Here is an 18,813-nt window from a genome sequence, read left to right as displayed (position 1 = left end):
CTAACACTGTTACGCACTCACGACCCTCCCACTGGAGGATCCGTCATGAGACTGCGCCGCACCCTGCCCGTCGTCGCCGGGCTGGCCCTGCTCGCCGGCTGCGCGCCCACCCAGTCCGCGCCCGCCGGCTCCGGCGGGGACGAGAAGACCGGCACCGTCCGCGTCTGGCTGTTCGACGAGGCCAACCGCGCGCCGAAGGAGGCCGCGGTCAAGGACGCCATCACCGAGTTCAAGGCCGCGCACTCCGGCGTCGAGGTCGACGTCCAGTGGGTACCGGTCGAAGGCCGCGCCGACAAGTTCTCCGGCGCCTTCAACGACCCGAACAACGCCCCGGACGTCGCCGAGCTCGGCAACACCGACGTCTCCAGCTACGCCGCCACCGGCGCGCTGGCCGACCTGACCGGCGACCTCGCGTCGTGGAGCGAGGGCAAGGACCTCATCCCGACCGTGCTGGACACCGCGAAGTCCGGCGGCAAGACCTACGGCCTGCCCTGGTACACCGGCATCCGCGCTCTGTACTACCGCACGGACGTCTTCACCGAGCTGGGTCTCAAGCCGCCCACGACGCTGGCCGAGCTGACCGACACCGCCCGTCGCATCCGCGCCGCCAAGCCGGACCTCTACGGCATCTCCGTCGGCGGCAAGTACACCTACGCGATGCTGCCCTTCCTCTGGGCCAACGGCGGCGAGCTGGCGACGGACAACGGCGGCAAGTGGAAGTCCGCCGTCACCGAGGACAAGGCCAAGGCCGGTGTCACGCAGTACGCGAGCCTGCTCAAGGACGACATCTGCCCGCCCGCGCAGTGCGCGAACCTGACCGGCACGCAGAGCGTCACGGCGTTCGCGGGCGGCAAGGCCGGGATGACCATCGGCGGCGACTTCAACCGCAAGGCCGTCGAGCAGGGCGCGGTCAAGGGCAAGTACGCGGTCGTCCCGATCCCGGGCACGACCGCGGGCAGCGTCGCCCCCGCGTTCGCCGGCGGCAACCTCCTGGGCGTCTTCAACGCGAGCAAGCACCGCGGCCTGGCGCTGGAGTTCATCGAGCTGCTCGGCGGCGCGAAGTACCAGGAGAAGATGTACACGGCGATGGGGAACCTGCCGACGCTGAGCGGCGTGCAGCAGAAGCTCGCGGCGAACGACCCGTTCCTCAAGCCGTTCGTCGACACGCTCAAGGCGGGCACGAAGTTCGTCCCGGCGACGCCGGCGTGGTCGAAGATCGACAGCCAGAACGTGTTGCCGACCGCCGTCCAGCAGATCGCGACCGGCGGCAAGGACCCGGCCGCGGCGCTGACCGACGCGGCCGCGGCGATGGACAAGGCCTTCGGGTAGTGGTGACCGTCCAGGAAGCCCCTTCCGTCACGGCCCCCGCCCGGCGGCCGCGGCGGAAGGGGGACGGCCGGGCCGCCGCGCTCTACCTCGCCCCGGCGGGCGTCCTGCTCGCGGCGATGCTGGCCTACCCGATCTACCAGCTGGTCCTCATCTCGTTCTACGACTACGGCCAGCCGCAGGCCGCGGGCAACGCACCGCTGGTGTTCCTCGGCTTCGCGAACTACGCCGACCTCCTGTCCGAAGTGCAGTTCTGGACGGTGCTCGGCAAGACGGTCGGGTTCGCCGCGGCGTGCGTCGTCGGCTCGCTGCTCGTCGGCACCGGGCTCGCGGTGCTGGCTTCGCGGGTGCGCTCGCTGCCCCGGACGCTGCTGTTCCTCGCCGCGCTGGGCGCGTGGTCGACGCCGGCGATCGCGGGCTCCTACGTCTGGCTGTTCCTCTTCGACACCGACTTCGGGCTGGTCAACGAGGTGTTGTCGGGAATCGGGCTGCCGTTCGAGCACCACTCGTGGACCTTCGGCACGCTCGGCGCGTTCGGGCTGGTCGCGGCCGAGGTGATCTGGTGTTCGTTCCCGTTCGTACTGGTCACGATGTACGCGGGCATCAAGGGCGTGCCGGACGAGGTGCTCGAGGCCGCGTCGCTCGACGGCGCGTCGGTGTGGCGCACCACCTATTCGATCGTGCTGCCGATGGTGCGGCCGCTGCTGATGATCGCGACCGTCCAGTCGATCATCTGGGACTTCAAGGTCTTCACCCAGATCTACGTGATGACCAACGGCGGCGGCGTCGCCGGCCGCAACCTGGTCCTCAACGTCTATGCGTACCAACAGGCTTTCGCCGGGCAGGAGTACGGCCTCGGCTCGGCGATCGGAGTCGTCATGACGCTGCTGCTGCTTTCGATCACCGGGCTGTACGTCCGGTCGCAGCGCCGGAGCGCGGCATGGCTGTGAAACGTCCCGGGCGGTTGATCGCCGAAGTCGTCACGGTCGTGATCGCCGGCATAGTCGCCTTCCCGCTGTACTGGATGCTGCTTTCGGCGTTCAAGCCGGCGGGCGAAATCCAGTCGGCGAACCCGAAGCCGTGGACGTTCAGCCCGTCGTTCGACAGCTTTTCGCGCGTGCTCACGGTGTCCGGCTTCGGGCGGTTCTTCGTGAACAGCCTCGTGGTGGCGCTGGTCGTGGTCGTGCTTTCGCTGCTGCTGTCGTTCCTTTCGGCCGTCGCGCTGACGCGGTTCTCGTTCAAGGGCCGGACCGTGCTGCTGGTGATGATCCTGGTGGCGCAGATGGTTCCGGTGGAGGCGCTGACGATCCCGCTGTTCTTCCTGATGCGGTCCCTCGGCGGCGCGGTGCCGGCGCTGGGTCTGAACGAGCTGGGCTCACTGGTGCTGGTGCACCTGGCGTTCAGCCTGCCGTTCGCGATCTGGATGCTGCGCGGGTTCGTCGCCGCGGTGCCGGTGGAGCTCGAAGAGGCGGCCAAATTGGACGGTGCGTCCCGCATGCGGTTCACCTGGCAGATCCTGTTCCCGTTGGTGGCGCCGGGGCTGGTGGCCGTGAGCGTGCTCGCGTTCATCCACGCCTGGAACGACTTCCTCTTCGCCAAGACGTTCATCATCTCCAAGACCGAGAACCAGACGCTGCCCCAGGCGATCCTGGTGTTCTTCAAGCCGGAGGACACCGACTGGGGCGCGGTGATGGCGTCCTCGACGCTGATGACGATCCCGGTGCTCGTGTTCTTCGTCCTCGTGCAACGACGGCTGGTGTCCGGGATGGCCGGCGCCGTGAAGGGCTGACATGGCTTTCGACACTCTGCTCCCCCGTCCGGTTTCCGTCACTCCCGCGCCGGGTTCGTGCCCGTGGCCGTCCCCTGTGGACGTTCGCGCCGCGGCGCTTCCGGCCGAGGGGTACCGGCTGGAGATCACTCCTTCGGGCGTGGTTTTGTCTTGTGGTGACCCGGCCGGGGAGTTCTACGGGCGGCAGACCCTGCGTCAGCTGGCCGGGCCTTCGGCTTTCCGCGCGGCTTCTTTCGGTGACGCGTTGTCGCTGCCGTGCGGAGTCGTCGAGGACCACCCGCGGTTCGGCTGGCGCGGGTGCCTGCTCGACGTCGCCCGGCACTACCGGACGAAGGCCGAGGTGCTGCGGTTCATCGACTTGCTGGCGGCGCACAAGCTGAACGTGCTCAACCTGCACCTGACCGACGACCAGGGCTGGCGCTTCGAGGTTCCCGCGTACCCTCGATTGACGTCGGTGGGTGGCTGGCGGCCGTCGTCGATGGTGGGCAGCGGGGGTGCGCAGGACGGGCGTCCGCACGGCGGGTTCTACACCGCAGACGATCTGCGGGAGATCGTGGCGTACGCGGCTGCCCGGGCCGTCACGGTGGTGCCGGAGATCGACATCCCCGGACACGCACGGGCGGCTCTGGCGGCTTACCCGTCGCTGGGAACTTCTTCGTCGTACGAGATCTGGACTTCCTGGGGGATCAGCACTTCGCTGCTCTCGCCGTCGTCGTCTACTTTGGACTTCTTCAAGACGGTGTTCGACCACCTGCTGGAAATCTTCCCCTCCCCGGTGATCGCGTTGGGTGGCGACGAGACCCCGGGCGCGACCGACGAGCACCGCGCGTTCGTCCGGCAGCTGGCCGAGCACCTGGTGGCGCGCGGCCGGACGCCGATGGGCTGGGACGAGGTTCTCGACATCCCCGGCCTGCCCCCGATGGTGATCGGCTCGTGGCAGAACGAAGAGGCGGGGGTGCGCGCGGCCTCGGCGGGGCACGACGTGGTGATGTGCCCGGAGCAGCACGTGTACCTGGACCACCGGCAGTCCGAGGATCCCGGCGAGCCGATCCCGGTCGGCATGGTGCACACGCTGGAGGACGTGTACCGGTACGAGCCGGCGTTGACCGGGGATCGGCTGCGCGGGGTGCAGGCGCAGGTGTGGAGCGAGCACTTGGACGACGTGCGGCGGGTGGACTACATGGCCTTCCCGCGGTTGTCGGCCTTCGCGGAGGTGGCTTGGAGCAGCGGGGCGCGGGACTACGCGGAGTTCCTGCCGCGGCTGCGGGACCACCACTTGCCGCGGCTGGACGCCCTCGGCGTCGAGTACCGGCCCCTCGAAGGGCCGCACCCGTGGCAGACCCGGCCGGGCGTGCCGGGCCGGCCGCGCTGACTCACGGCAGCAGCGTCACCTCGAACGACCGCGTCGGGCCCACGTTGCCCGCCGCGTCGATCGAACGGTACTCGATCCGATGGCGGCCGTACCCCGGCGTCCGCTCGGCGAACGGCGACACCGTCAACCCACCGGACCCGAGGTTTCCGTACGCCAACCCGTCGATCTCGGTCCCGCGGGGCGTGAACACGTACGGCGCGTCCGGGTCCGTCGGCCAGCCGTAGTACTTGTGCCAGCCGTCGCCGTCCACGCGGAACTCCGGCATCCCGTCGGACGACGTCAAGCGCATCGTGAACGAACCGTGGAACACCGTGCCCGGCGGCAGCGCGACCGTCGTCGTCGGGCCGTCCGCGTCCACCGTCCACGTCAACGTCGTTCCGCCGGTCGTCGCCGTGAGCCGGTGCCGGCCGCGTGACTCCTTCAAGGCGAAGTCGGGTCCGTTCCCGGCCGGGCGGCCGTCGAGGGTCCAGCGGACCGCCGGGATCGAACCGGTCGGCTCCCCCGTCTCGACGTAGACGACGTCGTGGCCGCCGACCGGGGACGTGGTCGGCGTCGACGCGATGACCGCCGGACCGGTCGCCGGCGGTGTGACGACCGACGTGTCCACGGTCCACGTGCGGGTCGCCGTCGGCCGGACCGCCGGGTCGCGGACGAACGGCGTCGGGTCGGTCACCGTGGCCGTCAACGTGTGCTTCCCCGGCTTCACGTGGGCCTGCCGCAGGTCGACGGCCTCGGAACCGCGCAGCGGACGGCCGTCGAGGGTCCACTTCACGTCGAGGCGGTGGCTGACGGGGTGCATCGGCCGCACCCACACGACGCGGTCGGCGCCGATCGTGCCGGCCGGGGTGCCGCCGCCGATCAGCGGCACCTTCGCGGAGATCCGCTGCGTCATCCGTTCGCGGCCGACCTGGTCGAAGTTGTAGCCCAGGGTCTTCATCATCGAGTGCGCGCTGGGCCGCCAGACGCCGGTCTGCGTGTAGAGCCCGCCTTCGAAGTGGCCGATCGCGCCGCCGGACTCGCTGGGTTCGCCCAGCCAGCGCCACCACTTCGCGTGCTGGTCGCGCATCTGCCGTTCGGTGAGCAGGGTGTGGTGGACCGAGTCCGGCTCGCCGCCCTCGTACGCGCCGCCCGGGACGTTGCGGGCGTAGTAGTCGTACTCGTCGTCGAGGCCGCCGAGCGAGTGGCCCAGCTCGTGCGGGGAGATCAGCGCGGAGAGCGCGTTCCCGCCGGACGCCGTCGCGTACGCCCCACCCGCGCCGCCGTAGGTGGAACTGTTCCCCAGCGCCAGGATCTGCCGGTTGGCGCTCGTCGTGCCGGGCACGAGGCCGGCGTACCGTTGCGCGGCGTCGTCGTCGACGGTCAGCAGGCGCTGGACGCTCTGCGGGTTGCAGCCGCCCCAGAAGCCCATGTTCAGCGGGGTGTCCCGCTGCGGTGCGTCGAGCGACGGGTCACAGTCCACACCGGACTCGGGCGAGGCGATCGACACGGCGTAGACGTTGAAGTAGCTGCGGTAGGACTTGAACGGTTCGAGCGACCACAGGGTGCTGACGTGCCGCTGGACGTCGGCGAAGAACTTGGGCTGCTCGGCCGCGGTGTAGCCGTCCCCGAGGACGACGAGGTTGAACCGCTGGGCCGCGGGCCCGGTCACTTGGACATCGGTGACGCTCGCGACGGGCTCGGCGGCGTGAGCCGGGGTGGCGAGTCCGAGAGTCAGGACAGCGGCGGCGACGAATCCGGCCCACTTCGACATGGTCCCGGTCTACCGCACCCGAAATGCGGCCGGAACCGCCGGAAGTCGGGCTATCCTCCCCGGCATGGGGAATCGAGGGGGAATCCTGGTCGCGGCCGGTGCGCTGGCCCTGCTGACCGCGTGTTCGACGCCGGCGGCCGCGCCGGTCGCGCAGACCACGGCGACATCGACGCCTCCGGCGACGGACCGGCCGTCTTCGGAGGCGCCCGCCTTGGGGCCGGGGCCGGGCTCGCAGCCGCCGACGACACCGCAGCCGCCACCACCGCACTCGCCGGACAAGGTCACGTCGGCTTGCCCGTTCCTCGGTGTGACCGAGACGAGTGCCGCGATGGGCGTCGTGCTGGACACCTACGCGGTCGAAGAGGCGCCGAGCTCGCAGCAGGGCGCCACGACCCACCACTGCAACTACGCCAGCCGGACCGGCGGCCGGCAGCTGTTCGACCTGTACATCACGGTCGTCCCGGGCACCGGGCAGGTCGCGGCGCTGGTCAAGGAGTGGACCAAGCCGTGCGTGGAGCCGGCGACGCCGATCGCGGGCGTGGACGGCACCACGCGCACCTGCAAGCTGAACGACAACGTGGCCGGCAACGGCCGTGGATACGGTGACGTCATGCTGCTGGTCGTGAAGAAGTCGCACGGCCAGACGCGGCTGGCCGAACTCGACCTGCGCCCCTTCGCACCCGAGGTCTACGCGAAGATCGCCCGGCTCCTGAGCGACCGGCTATAAGTCGTTATACGCGAGTGAGCCGGTACCAGACTTCGGGCCGGCCCACCTGCCCGTAATGCGGTTCCCGGTGCGCCATCCCGTTGTCCGCCAAGTACTCCAGGTACCGCCGCGCCGTCACGCGGGACGCGCCGATCGCCGATGCCGCCGCGCCCGCTGAAAGCCCTTCCGCGGCGCCCGACAACGCGTCCGTGATCGCCTCCAGGGTCTGGACGCTCATCCCCTTCGGCAGCGGTGGCTGCTCCGTCGTGCGCAACGCGCCCAGTGCCCGGTCGATCTCCGCCTGGCCCGTCACTTCGCCCGACGCGTCGCGGAATTCCGCGTAGCGCTCCAGCTTTTCGCGCAGGCTCGCGAACGTGAACGGCTTCAGCAGGTACTGCACCACCCCCACCGACACCGCGGCTTTGACCAGGCCCAGGTCACGCGCGGACGTCACCGCGATCACGTCGATCGGCAGCCCGGCCGCGCGCAGCGACCGGCAGACCGCCAGGCCGTGCGTGTCGGGCAGGTAGAAGTCCAGCAGCACCAGGTCGACCGGCTCGCGTTCGCAGAACCGCAGGGCCTCGCCGCCGGAATGGACGACGCCCGCCACCGAAAAGCCCGGGAGCCGTTCCACGTAGACGCGGTGGGCCTCGGCGGCCACCGGCTCGTCCTCCACCACCAGCACCCGGATCACCGGTCCGCCTCCTGTCTGGGCAGCCGCACCGTGAACACCGCGCCGCCGTCGTGGCCGACGTCGACCGTGCCGCCGTAGCGGCGCACCGCCTGCCCGACCAGCGCCAGGCCCAGCCCGTGCCCGTCTTCGGCCTTCGTCGACCAGCCGCGGCGGAAGACGTCGGCGTCCTCGGGCACGCCCGGCCCGGTGTCGGCCACGCGCAGCAGCAGCCCGTCGTCGCCGGTGCGGGCGGTGACGACGACCGACGGCTTGCCGCCGCCGCGGACAGCCGCGTCGAGGCCGTTGTCGATCAGGTTGCCGAGGATGGTCACCAGGTCCCGGGCCTCGATGCCGAGCGAGACGTCGTCGATCACCGTGTCCGGCGTGACCGTCAGCTCGACCCCGCGTTCGCTCGCCTCGGCCGCCTTGCCCAGCAGCAGCGCCGCGAGCACCGGCTCGGCGACGGCGCCGACGACGCGGTCGGTCAGCTCCTGGGCGAGCGCGAGCTCGGCGGTCGCGAACTCGACGGCCTGCTCGGGTTTGCCGATCTCCACCAGGGAAACGACCGTGTGCAACCGGTTCGCGGCCTCGTGCGCCTGCGACCGCAGTGCCTCCGCGAGCCCGCGGGCGGTCGTCAGCTCGCCGGTCAGCGTCTGCAGTTCGGTGTGGTCGCGCAGGACGACGACGGTGCCCTGCGCCCGGCCGCCCGAGCGGACCGCGGTCGTGCTGACCAGCAGCACGCGGGCGTCGGTCAGGTGCAGTTCCTCGGCGCGGTTTTCCGCCGACGTGAACGCCTCCGCCAGCTCGGCAGGCAGACCCAGCGACGCCAGCTCGCGCCCGACGGGGTCGGCGTCGAGGCCGAGGAGGGCGCGCGCGCCGTCGTTGCAGAGGCCGATGCGCCCGTCGCGGCCGACGAGCAGCACGCCCTCGCGGACCGAGTGCAGCACGGCTTCGTGGTACTCGAACAGGTTGCTCAGCTCGTCCGGCGCGATCCCGCGGGTCTGCCGCCGCAATCGCGCGCTGATCAGCCAGCCGCCCAGCGCGCCGACCACGAGCACCGCGCCGGCGACGCCGAACAGCGGCCACAGCCGTTCGCGCAGCTCGGCCGAGATCGCCGCGACGGTGATCCCGACGGCGACCAGCGCGACGACGCGGCGGTCCGGGGCGAACACCGGGACGACCGTGCGCACCGACGGGCCGAGCGAGCCGGTGTAGGTCTCGGTGTAGGGCTGTCCGCGCTGCGCCTGCGCGATGTTCCCGATGTAGTGCTGGCCGATCAGCGCCGGGTTCGGGTGCGTGTAGCGGATCCCGGCCGGGCTCATGATCGTGATGAAGTCGACGCCGGTGTCGGCCTGCACGCGCACCGCGTACGGCTGCAGCGTGGCGCTCGGGTTCGCCGTCGCGACCGCGCCGACGACGGTCGGGGCGTCCGCCACCGCCGAGGCCACCACGCGGACCTGGTCGCGCGCGTTCTCGTTCACCGCACGGGACGCGTCGAGGTAGGCGAACGTGATCCCGGCGCCGGCGAGCACGCAGAGCACCGCCAGCTGCAGCACGAGCAGCTGACGGGCGAGGCTCCAGCGGGACCGCATCGTCGGGGGCACCTCCTCATACCAGCACACGCGCTCCGGTGTCCGAAGGGGACGGTGCGCGAACTCAATGAACACAAGTGAGCCGGATCACCGGCGGGCGCCTACAGTGTGCCGCAACCTGGAACACCCCTGAGCTGGAGGCAACGGTGCCGACCCCACCGACCACCGAGGAGACCCCGCGCAAGCGGGACAAGACCCACTTCCTGTACCTGGCCGTGATCGTCGCGGTCGCGCTCGGGATCCTGGTGGGCTTCCTCTTCCCGGGCTTCGCCAAGGGCCTCAAGCCCCTCGGCGACGGATTCGTCAACCTGATCAAGATGATGATCACGCCGATCATCTTCTGCACCATCGTCATCGGCGTCGGCTCGGTCGCGAAGGCGGCCAAGGTCGGCAAAGTCGGTCTGATGGCGTTGTTCTACTTCATCATCATGTCGACCTTCGCCCTGGCGATCGGCCTGGTCGTCGGCAACATCCTGCACCCGGGTACCGGCCTGCACCTCAACCCGGCCGACGTGAAGAGCGTCCAGAAGTCCGCCGGCGGCGCCGAAGGCCCGGTCGACTTCCTGCTCGGCATCATCCCCAAGACCCTGGTGTCCGCCTTCACCGAAGGCGAGGTCCTGCAGACGCTGCTGGTCGCGCTGCTCGTCGGGTTCGCGCTGCAGAAGCTCGGCCCGAAGGGCGCCCCGATCCTGCGCGGCATCGAGCACATCCAGCGCCTGGTGTTCCGGGTCCTCGCGATGATCATGTGGGCCGCCCCGATCGGCGCGTTCGGCGCCATCGCGGCGGTGGTGGGCGCGACGGGCTGGGCGGCGCTCAAGAGCCTCGCCGTCATCATGGTCGGGTTCTACGCGACCTGCCTGGTGTTCGTGTTCGTGATCCTCGGGATCGTGCTGTGGCTCGGGGCTCGCGTCTTCATCTGGAACCTGCTGCGCTACCTCGGCCGCGAATTCCTGCTGATCCTCTCGACGTCGTCGTCGGAGTCGGCGCTGCCGCGGCTGATCGCGAAGATGGAGCACGTCGGCGTCAGCAAGTCCGTCGTCGGCATCACGGTGCCGACCGGGTACTCGTTCAACCTGGACGGAACCGCGATCTACCTGACCATGGCGACGCTGTTCATCGCCGCGGCGCAGGACGAGCCGCTGTCGATCGGCGCGCAGATCGGCCTGCTGGCGTTCATGATCATCGCGTCGAAGGGCGCGGCCGGCGTCAGCGGCTCCGGCATCGCGACCCTGGCGAGCGGCCTGCAGTCGCACCGGCCGGAACTGGTCAACGGCGTCGGCTTCATCCTCGGCATCGACCGGTTCATGTCGGAAGCCCGCGCCCTGACGAACTTCGCCGGCAACGCCGTCGCGACCGTCCTCATCGGAAACTGGACGAAGGAGTTCGACCGCGAGAAGGCGCAACGCGTCTTCGCCGGCCAGGAACCGTTCGACGAGGCGACGATGCTCGACGAGCACAGCCACGCGGCCGGGACCGACGACCTGGACGGCCCGGAACCCGCCAAGTAACACCTAGACGTTCGTGCTCACTGCCCCCGCTGAGCACGAGCCACGACGGGCCGCTGTGCGAGTCTCCCCGACCTCGCGCAGCGGCCCGTTTCCACGTCGAGAGCGGCACTTTCACGTGAAAGTGCCGCTTTCGGCGGTTCAGACGGCGGCGTCGTAGGCGACGCGCGCCGCGGCGATGTCGTCGCGGTGCTGCTCGGCCCACCCCATCAGGCCGTTCAGCGACTGGTACAGCTCCTTGGCCATCGCCGTGGCCTCGTACTCCACCCGCGGCGGGACCGTCGGGTAGATCGTGCGCTCGAGCAGGCCGTCGCGCTCGAGGTTGCGCAGCGTCAAGGTCAGCATCCGGCGGCTGATCCCGTTGACCGCGCGTTCCAGCTCGGTGAACCGCACCGGCCCCTGGATGGCCTCCAGCAGGATGCCGATCGCCCACTTGCCGCTGATCCGGTTGATGACCTCGAGCACCGTGCAGACGTCGAGTTTCGCCGGGTCGATCTCCGTGACCTGGTCGGGTACACCGATGTTCCCCTGGGACATGGAAGTGCCTCCTTACGCGCGCATCCATGGTCACACATGATGGGCACTGTTACAAGAAGTGCCCTGGCAACGACCAGGGGGAACGCTCGACTGGAGGGCCTTGTCATGGCCGAGAACCACCCCACTCGCTCCCGCGGCCTCGCGCTGGCGGTGCTGTGCGCCGCGTCGCTGATGGTCGTGCTCGACAGCAGCATCGTCGCGGTGGCGCTGCCCGCGATCCAGGCCGACCTCGGGTTCACGCCCGCCGGCCTGGCCTGGGTCGTCACGGCGTACCTGGTCGCCTTCGGCGGCCTGCTGCTGATCTCCGGCAGGCTGGGCGACCTGCTCGGCCGCCGCCGCGTCTTCCTCGGCGGGCTCGGCCTGTTCACCTTCGCTTCGCTGGTCGCCGGGCTCTCGGAGGACGCCGGGGTGCTGGTCGTGTCCCGGTTCGTCCAAGGGGTCGGCGGCGCGCTCGCGTCGGCCGTCGTGCTCGGCATGATCGTCACGATGTACCCCGAGCCGCGAGCGCGGACTCGCGCGATCGGCGTCTACAGCTTCACGCAGGCCGCGGGCGCGTCGATCGGCCTCATCGCGGGCGGCGCGCTGACGCAGGCGCTGAACTGGCACTGGACGTTCTACGTCAACCTGCCGATCGGCGTGGCGGCAATGGTGCTGGCGGTCCGGGTCGTCGCGCCGGACCGCGGCACCGGTCTGCGGGCCGGCCTGGACGTCCTCGGCGCGGTGCTGGTCACCGCGGCCGTGATGCTGGGCGTGTACGCGATCTCGTCGGCGGTGTGGGCGGCGCTGGCCGCGGCGCTCGGGCTGCTGGCGGCGTTCGTGGTGCGGCAGGCGAAGGCGCGGACGCCGCTGCTGCCGCTGCGGCTGTTCCGGATCCGCGCGGTCGCCGGCGCGAACCTGGTGATGGTGCTGATGGTCGCCGGGATGCTGGGCTTCCAGTTCGTGACGGCGCTGTACCTGCAGCAGGTGCTGGGCTTCGACGCGCTGCGCACCGGCGTCGCGTTCCTGCCGGTGCCGCTGGTGATCGCGGTGGCGTCGCTGGGCTTCGCGGACAGGCTGTCGGCGCGGTTCGGGCCGCGGGCGGTGCTGCTGTCCGGACTGGGCCTGGTGATCGCGGGCCTGCTGCTCCTGACGCAGGTCGGCGACGGCTACTTCACCGGGGTGCTGCCGCCGCTGCTGGTGATGGGCCTCGGCGCGGGCGCGGCGATCCCCGCGCTGATGGGGCTGGCGATGTCGGACGTCCCGGCCGCGGACGCGGGCGTGGCGTCCGGCCTGATCAACACGACCCAGCAGGTGGGGGCAGCGATCGGCACGGCGGTGCTGGCTTCGGTGGCCGCGTCCCGCACGGCGAGCCTGGGATCGGTGGACCACCGCGAGGCCTTGGCGGCCGGGTTCCGGCTGGCGTACGGGGTGAGCGCAGGCTTCCTGATCACGGCGGTGGCGCTGGGCGGCCTGGTGCTGGCCCGCCGCAAGCGCCCCAATGTGGCCTTCGGTGCGTCAGACGCACCCAAGGCGGCCTTCGGTGCGTCTGACGCAACCAAGGCCACATTGGGGCGCTTCGAGCCGGAGGGTCAGGCCAGGTAGGCCGACAGCCCACGGTGGCCCCGCCGCATCATCAGCGCGTGGTTCGCGCGGAAGATGGGCCGGGCCACCGCGTCGAGCCGCCGCAGCAGCTCCTTGCGAGCCTGGACGTCCTGGGTGATCCGCAGGAGCGTGCCCGCGCCCGCCGCGCGGACCGCTCCCGACAGCACCCCGTCCAGGTCGCCGCTCAACCGGACCCGCAGCAACCCCGCCCGTTCGTCCTGGTGGTCCCGGTGCATCCGGACGACCAGGCGGAACGGGAGCCGCGACCGGCAGATCAGCTCGGCGGTGTCGTCGTCCACGCGGCGCACCTCGCGGACGTCCGACCACCACCGCGGGTAGCCGGCGAGGTCGGTGACCGCGCCGAAGACCCGCTCGGGCGCGGTACCGGGCAGCAGCCACGTGCTGCTGAACCGGTAGCGCGCGCCCGTCACGTCACACCTGGGCCGAGACCAGCTTCCGGCCGTCCACCGTGACGATGTCGACCGACTTCACGTCGTCGGGCGCCACCAGGGCGGAGCCGTCGAGCCGGAACCCCTGGTTCTCCCACTTCTCCGAGACCTGCCAGCTGCCGGCGGTCACCGCTTGACCTTCCTTGGTCACCACCTGGAGCAGGCACTTCTCCCCGGCCTTGACGCCCTTGACGTTGACGTCCACCTTGACCCAGCCCTGGAACGGGGCCACCGATGCGGCCAGCTGCACGCCGGTCGTCGGATCGCGCCCTTCGACGCTCTTCGTGCCCGGGGGCGCGTCCGGCGGCGGGGCCGGAGCGGCGATGCCGGTGTCCGGCGCCGTCTGCCGCCCGACGAGGACGCCGCCGCCCAGTGCGGCCACGACCAGCACCGCCGCCGCGACCAGGGCCAGGCCCCGGCGAGACGAGCGGCCCGAGCGGGCCGGCGCCGCTTCTTCTTCGTCGCGCACCCGCCGCAGGGTCTTCTGCAGCAGCAGGTCCCCGCCTTCGGGCGGCCCGTCGAGGAACGCCTCGGGCGGTACCTCGTCGAGCGACTCGCGCAACGCCACGAGCTCGTTCAGGTCGAACCGGCACTGCGCGCAGGTCTGCAGGTGCCGCCGCTCGAAGTCGGCCGCCTCCCCGGGATCGAGCGCGCCGAGGGCGTACGCGCCGAGCTGCGTGTGACTCTCGTCGACCGAGTTCATCGCGCCACCTCCGTTCCGCTCGATATCATCGCTGCTCTCAGCGCTCTCAGTGCGTAGTACGACCTTGATTTCACGGTACCCGGTGCGACGCCCAGTGTTCTCGCCGCTTCGGCCACCGTCCGTCCCCGGTAGTAGATCTCCACCAGGACCTCTCGGTGCTCGTTGGACAGTCCGTCCATCGCCCCGAGCACGGTCATCGAGTCGACCACGCCCTGGGCGTGATCGCGCTCGACGGCCGGCGTCGGCACGCCTTCGGCAGGCTCGGCCACCTCCTGTGGCCGGGCCGCCCGGGCCCGCGCCCGGTCGGTGACCAGGTTGCGCGCGACGGTCAGCAACCAGCCGCGCACCGAGCCCTTCCCGTCGTTCTGCAGATCGTCCGCGTGCTTCCACGCTCGGACCAGCGTCTCCTGGACCACGTCCTCGGCCGCCGCCCGATCACCGGTCAGCCTCGTCGCGTAGGCCAGCAGGCTTCGCCCGTGTTCGGCGTACAGCTGCCGAATCAAGTCCTCGCCTTTGGCCTTCTTAGGCCGCCTGCCTCCTATGGCCACCCTCGTCCTCCCGACGGTGTTCTGAGTCGGCGAGGACAGTACTGCAACCCTCAGCTCCACCGGCGGTGCGTGCGCCGAGCGCAGCGCGACCATGGTGTTCATCGGCTGCCCGTCCTTCCTCGTTCTGCCCGGAGAACCGTCGTCGGTCAGGACCCGGAGGCCCTGGCCGCGGTGATCTTGCTGCCGTCGGGGGCGATCGCGAACCAGGCACCGTTGACGCCCTGGCCGTTCGCGTCGCCCAGTGCCCGGTCGCCGGAGAACTCGTACAGCGGCCAGCCGTTGAGCGTGATCTGCTGGCTGCCGTCCTTGCGGGCGACCGTGCCGACCTGGGTGTCCTGGATGCCCTTGAGCATCGGGGTGGCCACCCCGGCGAGCACCGGCGGCCAGGTCGTCGCGCACTCGCCGTCGCAGTTGGACGTCGGCGGTTGCGAGAAGTCCTTGTCGAACCGGTAGAGCGTCTTGCCGTCGGCGTCGGTGACGACCGCGCCCAGCCCGTTGACCGAGCCCGCCGACAGCATCTTGTGCCCCGGCTGACCGTGTTCCGGTCCCTGCGCGCTGGAGGCCATCTCGCTGCAGGCCGACAACGTGGCGACGGCGGCGAGCGCGAGAGCGCTGACGACGACCGGCCGGATACGGTTCATGACGTTTCTCTCCTCGGTGAGGGCGGCACCGCCGTCCGGCGGACCTCGACACCTCAGAACACGGACGGTCGCGGAAAACGGTTCAGCGGGGTTTCGCGCGATTCGGTGCCGGTTCGCGGCCGGATTGGTGCGTCCCGGTGATCGGCACGATCTTGTCGCCGTGCGGGCGGGTTCCTAAGCTGGTCGCGTTCGCACCGCCGCCCCGCTCGTCCCGGGAGCCGCCGTGTCCGCGAAACCCCTCGTCCTGCTGGCGCTGCTGGCCGCGGGCTGTTCGGCGGCCGCGCCGCCTCCCTCGTTCAGCGCCGCGCTGACGTCACCGACCGACGTGGTGTTGACGTGGCCGGACGACGGGGACGGCCACCGCGTCGAGTACGCGAACGACCCGGCCGGGCCGTGGACGACGCTGCGGTTCCTGCCCGCGCACACGACGAGCTACCACCACCCGGACCTGATCCCGGAGACGCCGTTCTACTACCGGGAGCAGCCGTTCACCGGCCCGGTCTCGGCGGAGCTGCACGCGGAGACGGCCGGCGACACGGTGACGTTCACGTGGCCCGACCGCACGAGCGACGAAGCCGGGTTCCTGCTGGAGATCCGGCGGCCGGGCGCGCCGGGCTTCGACCCGGTCGAGGTGACCGACCCGGACACGACGACGTGCGCGCTGTCGCTGCTGCCCGGTGAGGAGCACTCGGAGTTCCGGCTCCGGGCGCTGCACTACGGCCCGCTCTCCCCGGTGGTCCACCAGACCACCGGGAAGGAGCGGTAGCCGTCACTCCCCCGCGAGCACCGTCCGCAGGAACTCGCCCGTGTAGCTCTCCTCGACGCTCGCGATGTGCTCCGGCGTGCCCTCGGCGACGACCGTGCCGCCGCCGTTGCCGCCTTCGGGACCCATGTCGATGATCCAGTCGGAGGTCTTGATCACGTCGAGGTTGTGCTCGATCACGATCACCGAGTTGCCCTTGTCGACCAGCCCGTTGATCACGCCGATGAGCTTGTTGATGTCCTCGAAGTGCAGCCCGGTCGTCGGCTCGTCGAGGATGTAGACCGTCTTGCCCGTCGAGCGCTTCTGCAGCTCGCTGGCCAGCTTGACGCGCTGCGCCTCGCCGCCGGACAGCGTCGGCGCGGGCTGGCCGAGCCGGACGTAGCCGAGGCCGACGTCCACCAGCGTCTGCAGGTGGCGGTGGATGGCCTTGATCGGCTCGAAGAACTCGGCCGCTTCTTCGATGGGCATGTCGAGCACGTCCGAGACGGTCTTGCCCTTGTAGTGCACCTCGAGGGTTTCCCGGTTGTACCGCGCGCCCTTGCAGACCTCGCAGGGGACGTAGACGTCCGGGAGGAAGTTCATCTCGATCTTGATCGTGCCGTCGCCGGCGCACGCCTCGCAGCGGCCGCCCTTGACGTTGAACGAGAACCGGCCCTGCTGGTAGCCGCGGACCTTCGCCTCGGTCGTCGCGGCGAACAGCTTGCGGACGTGGTCCCAGACGCCGGTGTAGGTGGCCGGGTTGGACCGCGGGGTCCGCCCGATCGGCGACTGGTCGACGCGCACCAGCTTGTCGACGTTGCCCAGGCCGTTCACGCGGGTGTGGCGGCCCGGCACCTGGCGGGCGCCGTTGAGCTTGTTGGCCAGCACCGTCGCGAGGATGTCGTTGACCAGCGTGGACTTGCCCGAGCCGGACACGCCGGTCACCGAGACCAGGCAGCCGAGCGGGAACGAGACGTCCAGCCCGCGCAGGTTGTGCTCGCGCGCGCCCACGACGGTCAGCTGCCGCTTCTTGTCGATCGGCCGCCGGATCGCCGGGATCTCGATCCGCCGCCGGCCGGACAGGTACTGCCCGGTCAGCGACTCCTTGCTCTTCAGCAGCTTCTTGTACGGTCCACTGTGGACGATGTGGCCGCCGTGCTCGCCGGCGCCCGGGCCGATGTCGACCACCCAGTCGCTGGAGCGGATGGTGTCCTCGTCGTGCTCGACGACGATCAGCGTGTTGCCCAGGTTCCGCAGCCGGGTCAGCGTCTCGATCAGGCGGTGGTTGTCGCGCTGGTGCAGGCCGATCGACGGCTCGTCGAGCACGTACAGCACGCCGACGAGGCCCGAGCCGATCTGCGTCGCGAGCCGGATCCGCTGCGCTTCACCACCCGAAAGAGTGGCGGACGCGCGGTCGAGCGACAGGTACGTCAGGCCGACGTCGAGGAGGAAGCGCAGGCGGGCCTGGATCTCCTTCAGGACGGCGCCGGCGATCATCGCCTCGCGCTGTCCCAGCTCCAGCTCGTCGAGGAACTGCGACGCCTCCGCGATGGACAGCCCGCAGACCTCGGCGATGGACATGTCGCCGCGGGTCTTGTGCGCGAGGGTCACCGCGAGGATCTCCGGCTTGAGCCGGGTGCCCTGGCAGGCCGGGCACGGCACCTCGCGCATGTAGCCCTCGTACCGCTCGCGCATGTACTCGGACTCGGTCTGCTCCTGGCGCCGCTCGAGGAACGGGATGACGCCCTCGAAGGCCGCGTAGTACGAGCGCTGGCGGCCGTAGCGGTTCTTGTAGCGGACGTGGACCTGCTCGTCGACGCCGTGGAGCACCGCCTTCTGGGCACGCGCGGGCAGGCGCCGCCACGGCGTGTCCATGCGGAAGCCGATGGTCTCCGACAGCGACTCCAGCAGGCGGATGAAGTAGTCCGCGCTCTGGCCGCCCGACCACGGCGCGATCGCGCCCTCGGCCAGGGACAGCTCGTCGTCCGGCACCACGAGCTCCGGGTCGACCTCCTTGCGGATGCCGATGCCGGTGCACTCGGGGCAGGCGCCGTAGGGCGAGTTGAAGGAGAACGAGCGGGGCTCGAGGTCCTCGATGGCCAGCGGGTGGCCGTTGGGGCAGGCGAGGTTCTCGGAGAAGCCGCGGATGCGGTGCGGGTCGCCCTCGGGGAGGTCGACGAACTCCAGCTCGATCAGCCCGTCGGCCAGCCGCAGCGCCGTCTCGACCGAGTCGGTGAGCCGCTGGCGCGAAGACGACTTCACGCTCAGGCGGTCGATGACCACGCCGATCTGGTGCTTTTCCTGCTTCTTCAGCTTCGGCGGGTCGGTCAGCGCGTGGACCGTGCCGTCGACGACCACGCGCGCGTAGCCCTGCTGCTGCAGGTTCTCGAACAGGTCGACGTACTCGCCCTTGCGCCCGCGCACCACCGGCGCGAGCACCTGGAAGCGGACGCCCTCGTCCATCTCCAGCACCTGGTCGACGATCTGCTGCGGGGTCTGCTTGCTGATCGCCTCGCCGCACTTCGGGCAGTGCGCCTTGCCGGCGCGGGCGTAGAGCAGGCGCAGGTAGTCGTAGACCTCGGTGATCGTGCCCACGGTGGAGCGCGGGTTGCGCGAGGTCGACTTCTGGTCGATCGACACCGCGGGCGAGAGGCCCTCGATGAAGTCGACGTCCGGCTTGTCCATCTGCCCGAGGAACTGCCGGGCGTACGCCGAGAGCGACTCGACGTAGCGCCGCTGCCCCTCGGCGAAGATGGTGTCGAAGGCGAGGCTCGACTTCCCCGACCCGGACAGGCCGGTGAACACGATCAGGCTGTCGCGGGGCAGGTCGAGATCCACGCCGCGGAGGTTGTGCTCGCGGGCACCGCGAACAACGAGGCGATCAGCCACGCCAGGGTCC

The 18,813-nt window shown here is 70.6% G+C and carries 17 protein-coding genes; 8 read left to right on the top strand and 9 right to left on the bottom strand.

Translation table 11 applies throughout. The features are described from left to right. Window positions 1-45: 45 nt before the first annotated feature. Genes ACIQWX_RS29265 through ACIQWX_RS29250 form a run of 4 tightly spaced genes read left to right on the top strand, consistent with a single transcriptional unit; the run spans window position 46 to window position 4,487 of the window. Complete coding sequence (locus ACIQWX_RS29265) at window positions 46-1,329, top strand: extracellular solute-binding protein (RefSeq protein WP_400877517.1); 1,284 nt, start codon at window positions 46-48, stop codon at window positions 1,327-1,329. Next, the gene (locus ACIQWX_RS29260; RefSeq protein WP_400877515.1) at window positions 1,329-2,276 is read left to right on the top strand and encodes a carbohydrate ABC transporter permease; all 948 of its coding nucleotides are present in this window, start codon (window positions 1,329-1,331) and stop codon (window positions 2,274-2,276) included. The genes ACIQWX_RS29265 and ACIQWX_RS29260 overlap by 1 nt, the downstream gene beginning before the upstream one ends. Continuing rightward, window positions 2,267-3,115 carry a carbohydrate ABC transporter permease gene (locus ACIQWX_RS29255; protein WP_400877512.1) on the top strand — a complete coding sequence of 283 codons (849 nt, stop codon included), beginning with the start codon at window positions 2,267-2,269 and terminating at the stop codon, window positions 3,113-3,115. Before ACIQWX_RS29260 ends, ACIQWX_RS29255 begins: the two co-directional genes overlap by 10 nt. A 1-nt stretch (window position 3,116) precedes the next feature. Further along, complete coding sequence (locus ACIQWX_RS29250) at window positions 3,117-4,487, top strand: beta-N-acetylhexosaminidase (protein ID WP_400877510.1); 1,371 nt, start codon at window positions 3,117-3,119, stop codon at window positions 4,485-4,487. 1 nt (window position 4,488) lies between these two features. Here ACIQWX_RS29250 and ACIQWX_RS29245 read toward each other — a convergent pair whose 3' ends face one another. Beyond that, window positions 4,489-6,237, bottom strand: a complete 1,749-nt coding sequence (locus tag ACIQWX_RS29245) for a M64 family metallopeptidase (RefSeq protein WP_400877508.1) — start codon at window positions 6,235-6,237, stop codon at window positions 4,489-4,491. Window positions 6,238-6,301: 64 nt separating this feature from the next. Between ACIQWX_RS29245 and ACIQWX_RS29240 the strand changes: the two genes are divergently transcribed. After that, a complete protein-coding gene (locus ACIQWX_RS29240; RefSeq protein ID WP_400877506.1) occupies window positions 6,302-6,964 on the top strand; it encodes a hypothetical protein in 663 nt (220 codons plus the stop codon). Window positions 6,965-6,968: 4 nt separating this feature from the next. Here ACIQWX_RS29240 and ACIQWX_RS29235 read toward each other — a convergent pair whose 3' ends face one another. Continuing rightward, window positions 6,969-7,637: a response regulator gene (locus ACIQWX_RS29235; protein WP_400877504.1), complete on the bottom strand. Its 669-nt coding sequence runs from the start codon at window positions 7,635-7,637 to the stop codon at window positions 6,969-6,971. Further along, the gene (locus ACIQWX_RS29230) at window positions 7,634-9,208 is read right to left on the bottom strand and encodes an ATP-binding protein (RefSeq protein WP_400877502.1); all 1,575 of its coding nucleotides are present in this window, start codon (window positions 9,206-9,208) and stop codon (window positions 7,634-7,636) included. The genes ACIQWX_RS29235 and ACIQWX_RS29230 overlap by 4 nt, the downstream gene beginning before the upstream one ends. A 146-nt stretch (window positions 9,209-9,354) precedes the next feature. Here ACIQWX_RS29230 and ACIQWX_RS29225 point away from each other — a divergent pair, with 146 nt between their 5' ends. Continuing rightward, a complete protein-coding gene (locus ACIQWX_RS29225) occupies window positions 9,355-10,716 on the top strand; it encodes a cation:dicarboxylate symporter family transporter (protein ID WP_400877500.1) in 1,362 nt (453 codons plus the stop codon). Between the two features lie 138 nt (window positions 10,717-10,854). On the opposite strand, the gene ACIQWX_RS29220 is transcribed toward ACIQWX_RS29225, so the two are convergent. Then, entirely contained in the window at window positions 10,855-11,250 is a 396-nt protein-coding gene (locus tag ACIQWX_RS29220) for a winged helix-turn-helix transcriptional regulator (protein ID WP_400877498.1), read from the bottom strand. A 105-nt stretch (window positions 11,251-11,355) separates the two neighbouring features. Between ACIQWX_RS29220 and ACIQWX_RS29215 the strand changes: the two genes are divergently transcribed. Next, a complete protein-coding gene (locus ACIQWX_RS29215) occupies window positions 11,356-12,831 on the top strand; it encodes an MFS transporter (RefSeq protein WP_400877496.1) in 1,476 nt (491 codons plus the stop codon). Here the strand turns inward: ACIQWX_RS29215 and ACIQWX_RS29210 are convergent. From ACIQWX_RS29210 to ACIQWX_RS29195, 4 genes are all read right to left on the bottom strand, one after another. Continuing rightward, a complete protein-coding gene (locus ACIQWX_RS29210; protein ID WP_400877494.1) occupies window positions 12,819-13,262 on the bottom strand; it encodes an SRPBCC family protein in 444 nt (147 codons plus the stop codon). The genes ACIQWX_RS29215 and ACIQWX_RS29210 overlap by 13 nt on opposite strands. Before the next feature lies 1 nt (window position 13,263). Continuing rightward, window positions 13,264-13,983: an anti-sigma factor gene (locus ACIQWX_RS29205; RefSeq protein WP_400877492.1), complete on the bottom strand. Its 720-nt coding sequence runs from the start codon at window positions 13,981-13,983 to the stop codon at window positions 13,264-13,266. After that, window positions 13,980-14,531 carry a sigma-70 family RNA polymerase sigma factor gene (locus ACIQWX_RS29200; RefSeq protein WP_026469270.1) on the bottom strand — a complete coding sequence of 184 codons (552 nt, stop codon included), beginning with the start codon at window positions 14,529-14,531 and terminating at the stop codon, window positions 13,980-13,982. Before ACIQWX_RS29200 ends, ACIQWX_RS29205 begins: the two co-directional genes overlap by 4 nt. 146 nt (window positions 14,532-14,677) lie before the next feature. Then, a complete protein-coding gene (locus ACIQWX_RS29195; RefSeq protein ID WP_400877490.1) occupies window positions 14,678-15,172 on the bottom strand; it encodes a hypothetical protein in 495 nt (164 codons plus the stop codon). A 223-nt stretch (window positions 15,173-15,395) separates the two neighbouring features. Between ACIQWX_RS29195 and ACIQWX_RS29190 the strand changes: the two genes are divergently transcribed. Continuing rightward, window positions 15,396-15,938, top strand: a complete 543-nt coding sequence (locus tag ACIQWX_RS29190) for a fibronectin type III domain-containing protein (protein WP_400877488.1) — start codon at window positions 15,396-15,398, stop codon at window positions 15,936-15,938. Between the two features lie 3 nt (window positions 15,939-15,941). Here ACIQWX_RS29190 and uvrA read toward each other — a convergent pair whose 3' ends face one another. Beyond that, the gene (gene uvrA, locus ACIQWX_RS29185) at window positions 15,942-18,803 is read right to left on the bottom strand and encodes an excinuclease ABC subunit UvrA (RefSeq protein ID WP_400877486.1); all 2,862 of its coding nucleotides are present in this window, start codon (window positions 18,801-18,803) and stop codon (window positions 15,942-15,944) included. Window positions 18,804-18,813: the final 10 nt, after the last annotated feature.

This window comes from Amycolatopsis sp. NPDC098790 (assembly GCF_044759945.1).
Taxonomy (GTDB): Bacteria; Actinomycetota; Actinomycetes; order Mycobacteriales; family Pseudonocardiaceae; genus Amycolatopsis.
This window is presented reverse-complemented; position numbering and strand designations above follow the sequence as displayed.

Coding starts and splice junctions, on each gene's coding strand:
- ACIQWX_RS29265 (WP_400877517.1), top strand. CDS start 46: ATGAGACTGCGCCGCACCCTGCCCGTCGTCGCCGGGCTGGCCCTGCTC.
- ACIQWX_RS29255 (WP_400877512.1), top strand. CDS start 2,267: ATGGCTGTGAAACGTCCCGGGCGGTTGATCGCCGAAGTCGTCACGGTC.
- ACIQWX_RS29250 (WP_400877510.1), top strand. CDS start 3,117: ATGGCTTTCGACACTCTGCTCCCCCGTCCGGTTTCCGTCACTCCCGCG.
- ACIQWX_RS29245 (WP_400877508.1), bottom strand. CDS start 6,237: ATGTCGAAGTGGGCCGGATTCGTCGCCGCCGCTGTCCTGACTCTCGGA.
- ACIQWX_RS29240 (WP_400877506.1), top strand. CDS start 6,302: ATGGGGAATCGAGGGGGAATCCTGGTCGCGGCCGGTGCGCTGGCCCTG.
- ACIQWX_RS29230 (WP_400877502.1), bottom strand. CDS start 9,208: ATGCGGTCCCGCTGGAGCCTCGCCCGTCAGCTGCTCGTGCTGCAGCTG.
- ACIQWX_RS29220 (WP_400877498.1), bottom strand. CDS start 11,250: ATGTCCCAGGGGAACATCGGTGTACCCGACCAGGTCACGGAGATCGAC.
- ACIQWX_RS29215 (WP_400877496.1), top strand. CDS start 11,356: ATGGCCGAGAACCACCCCACTCGCTCCCGCGGCCTCGCGCTGGCGGTG.
- ACIQWX_RS29205 (WP_400877492.1), bottom strand. CDS start 13,983: ATGAACTCGGTCGACGAGAGTCACACGCAGCTCGGCGCGTACGCCCTC.
- ACIQWX_RS29195 (WP_400877490.1), bottom strand. CDS start 15,172: ATGAACCGTATCCGGCCGGTCGTCGTCAGCGCTCTCGCGCTCGCCGCC.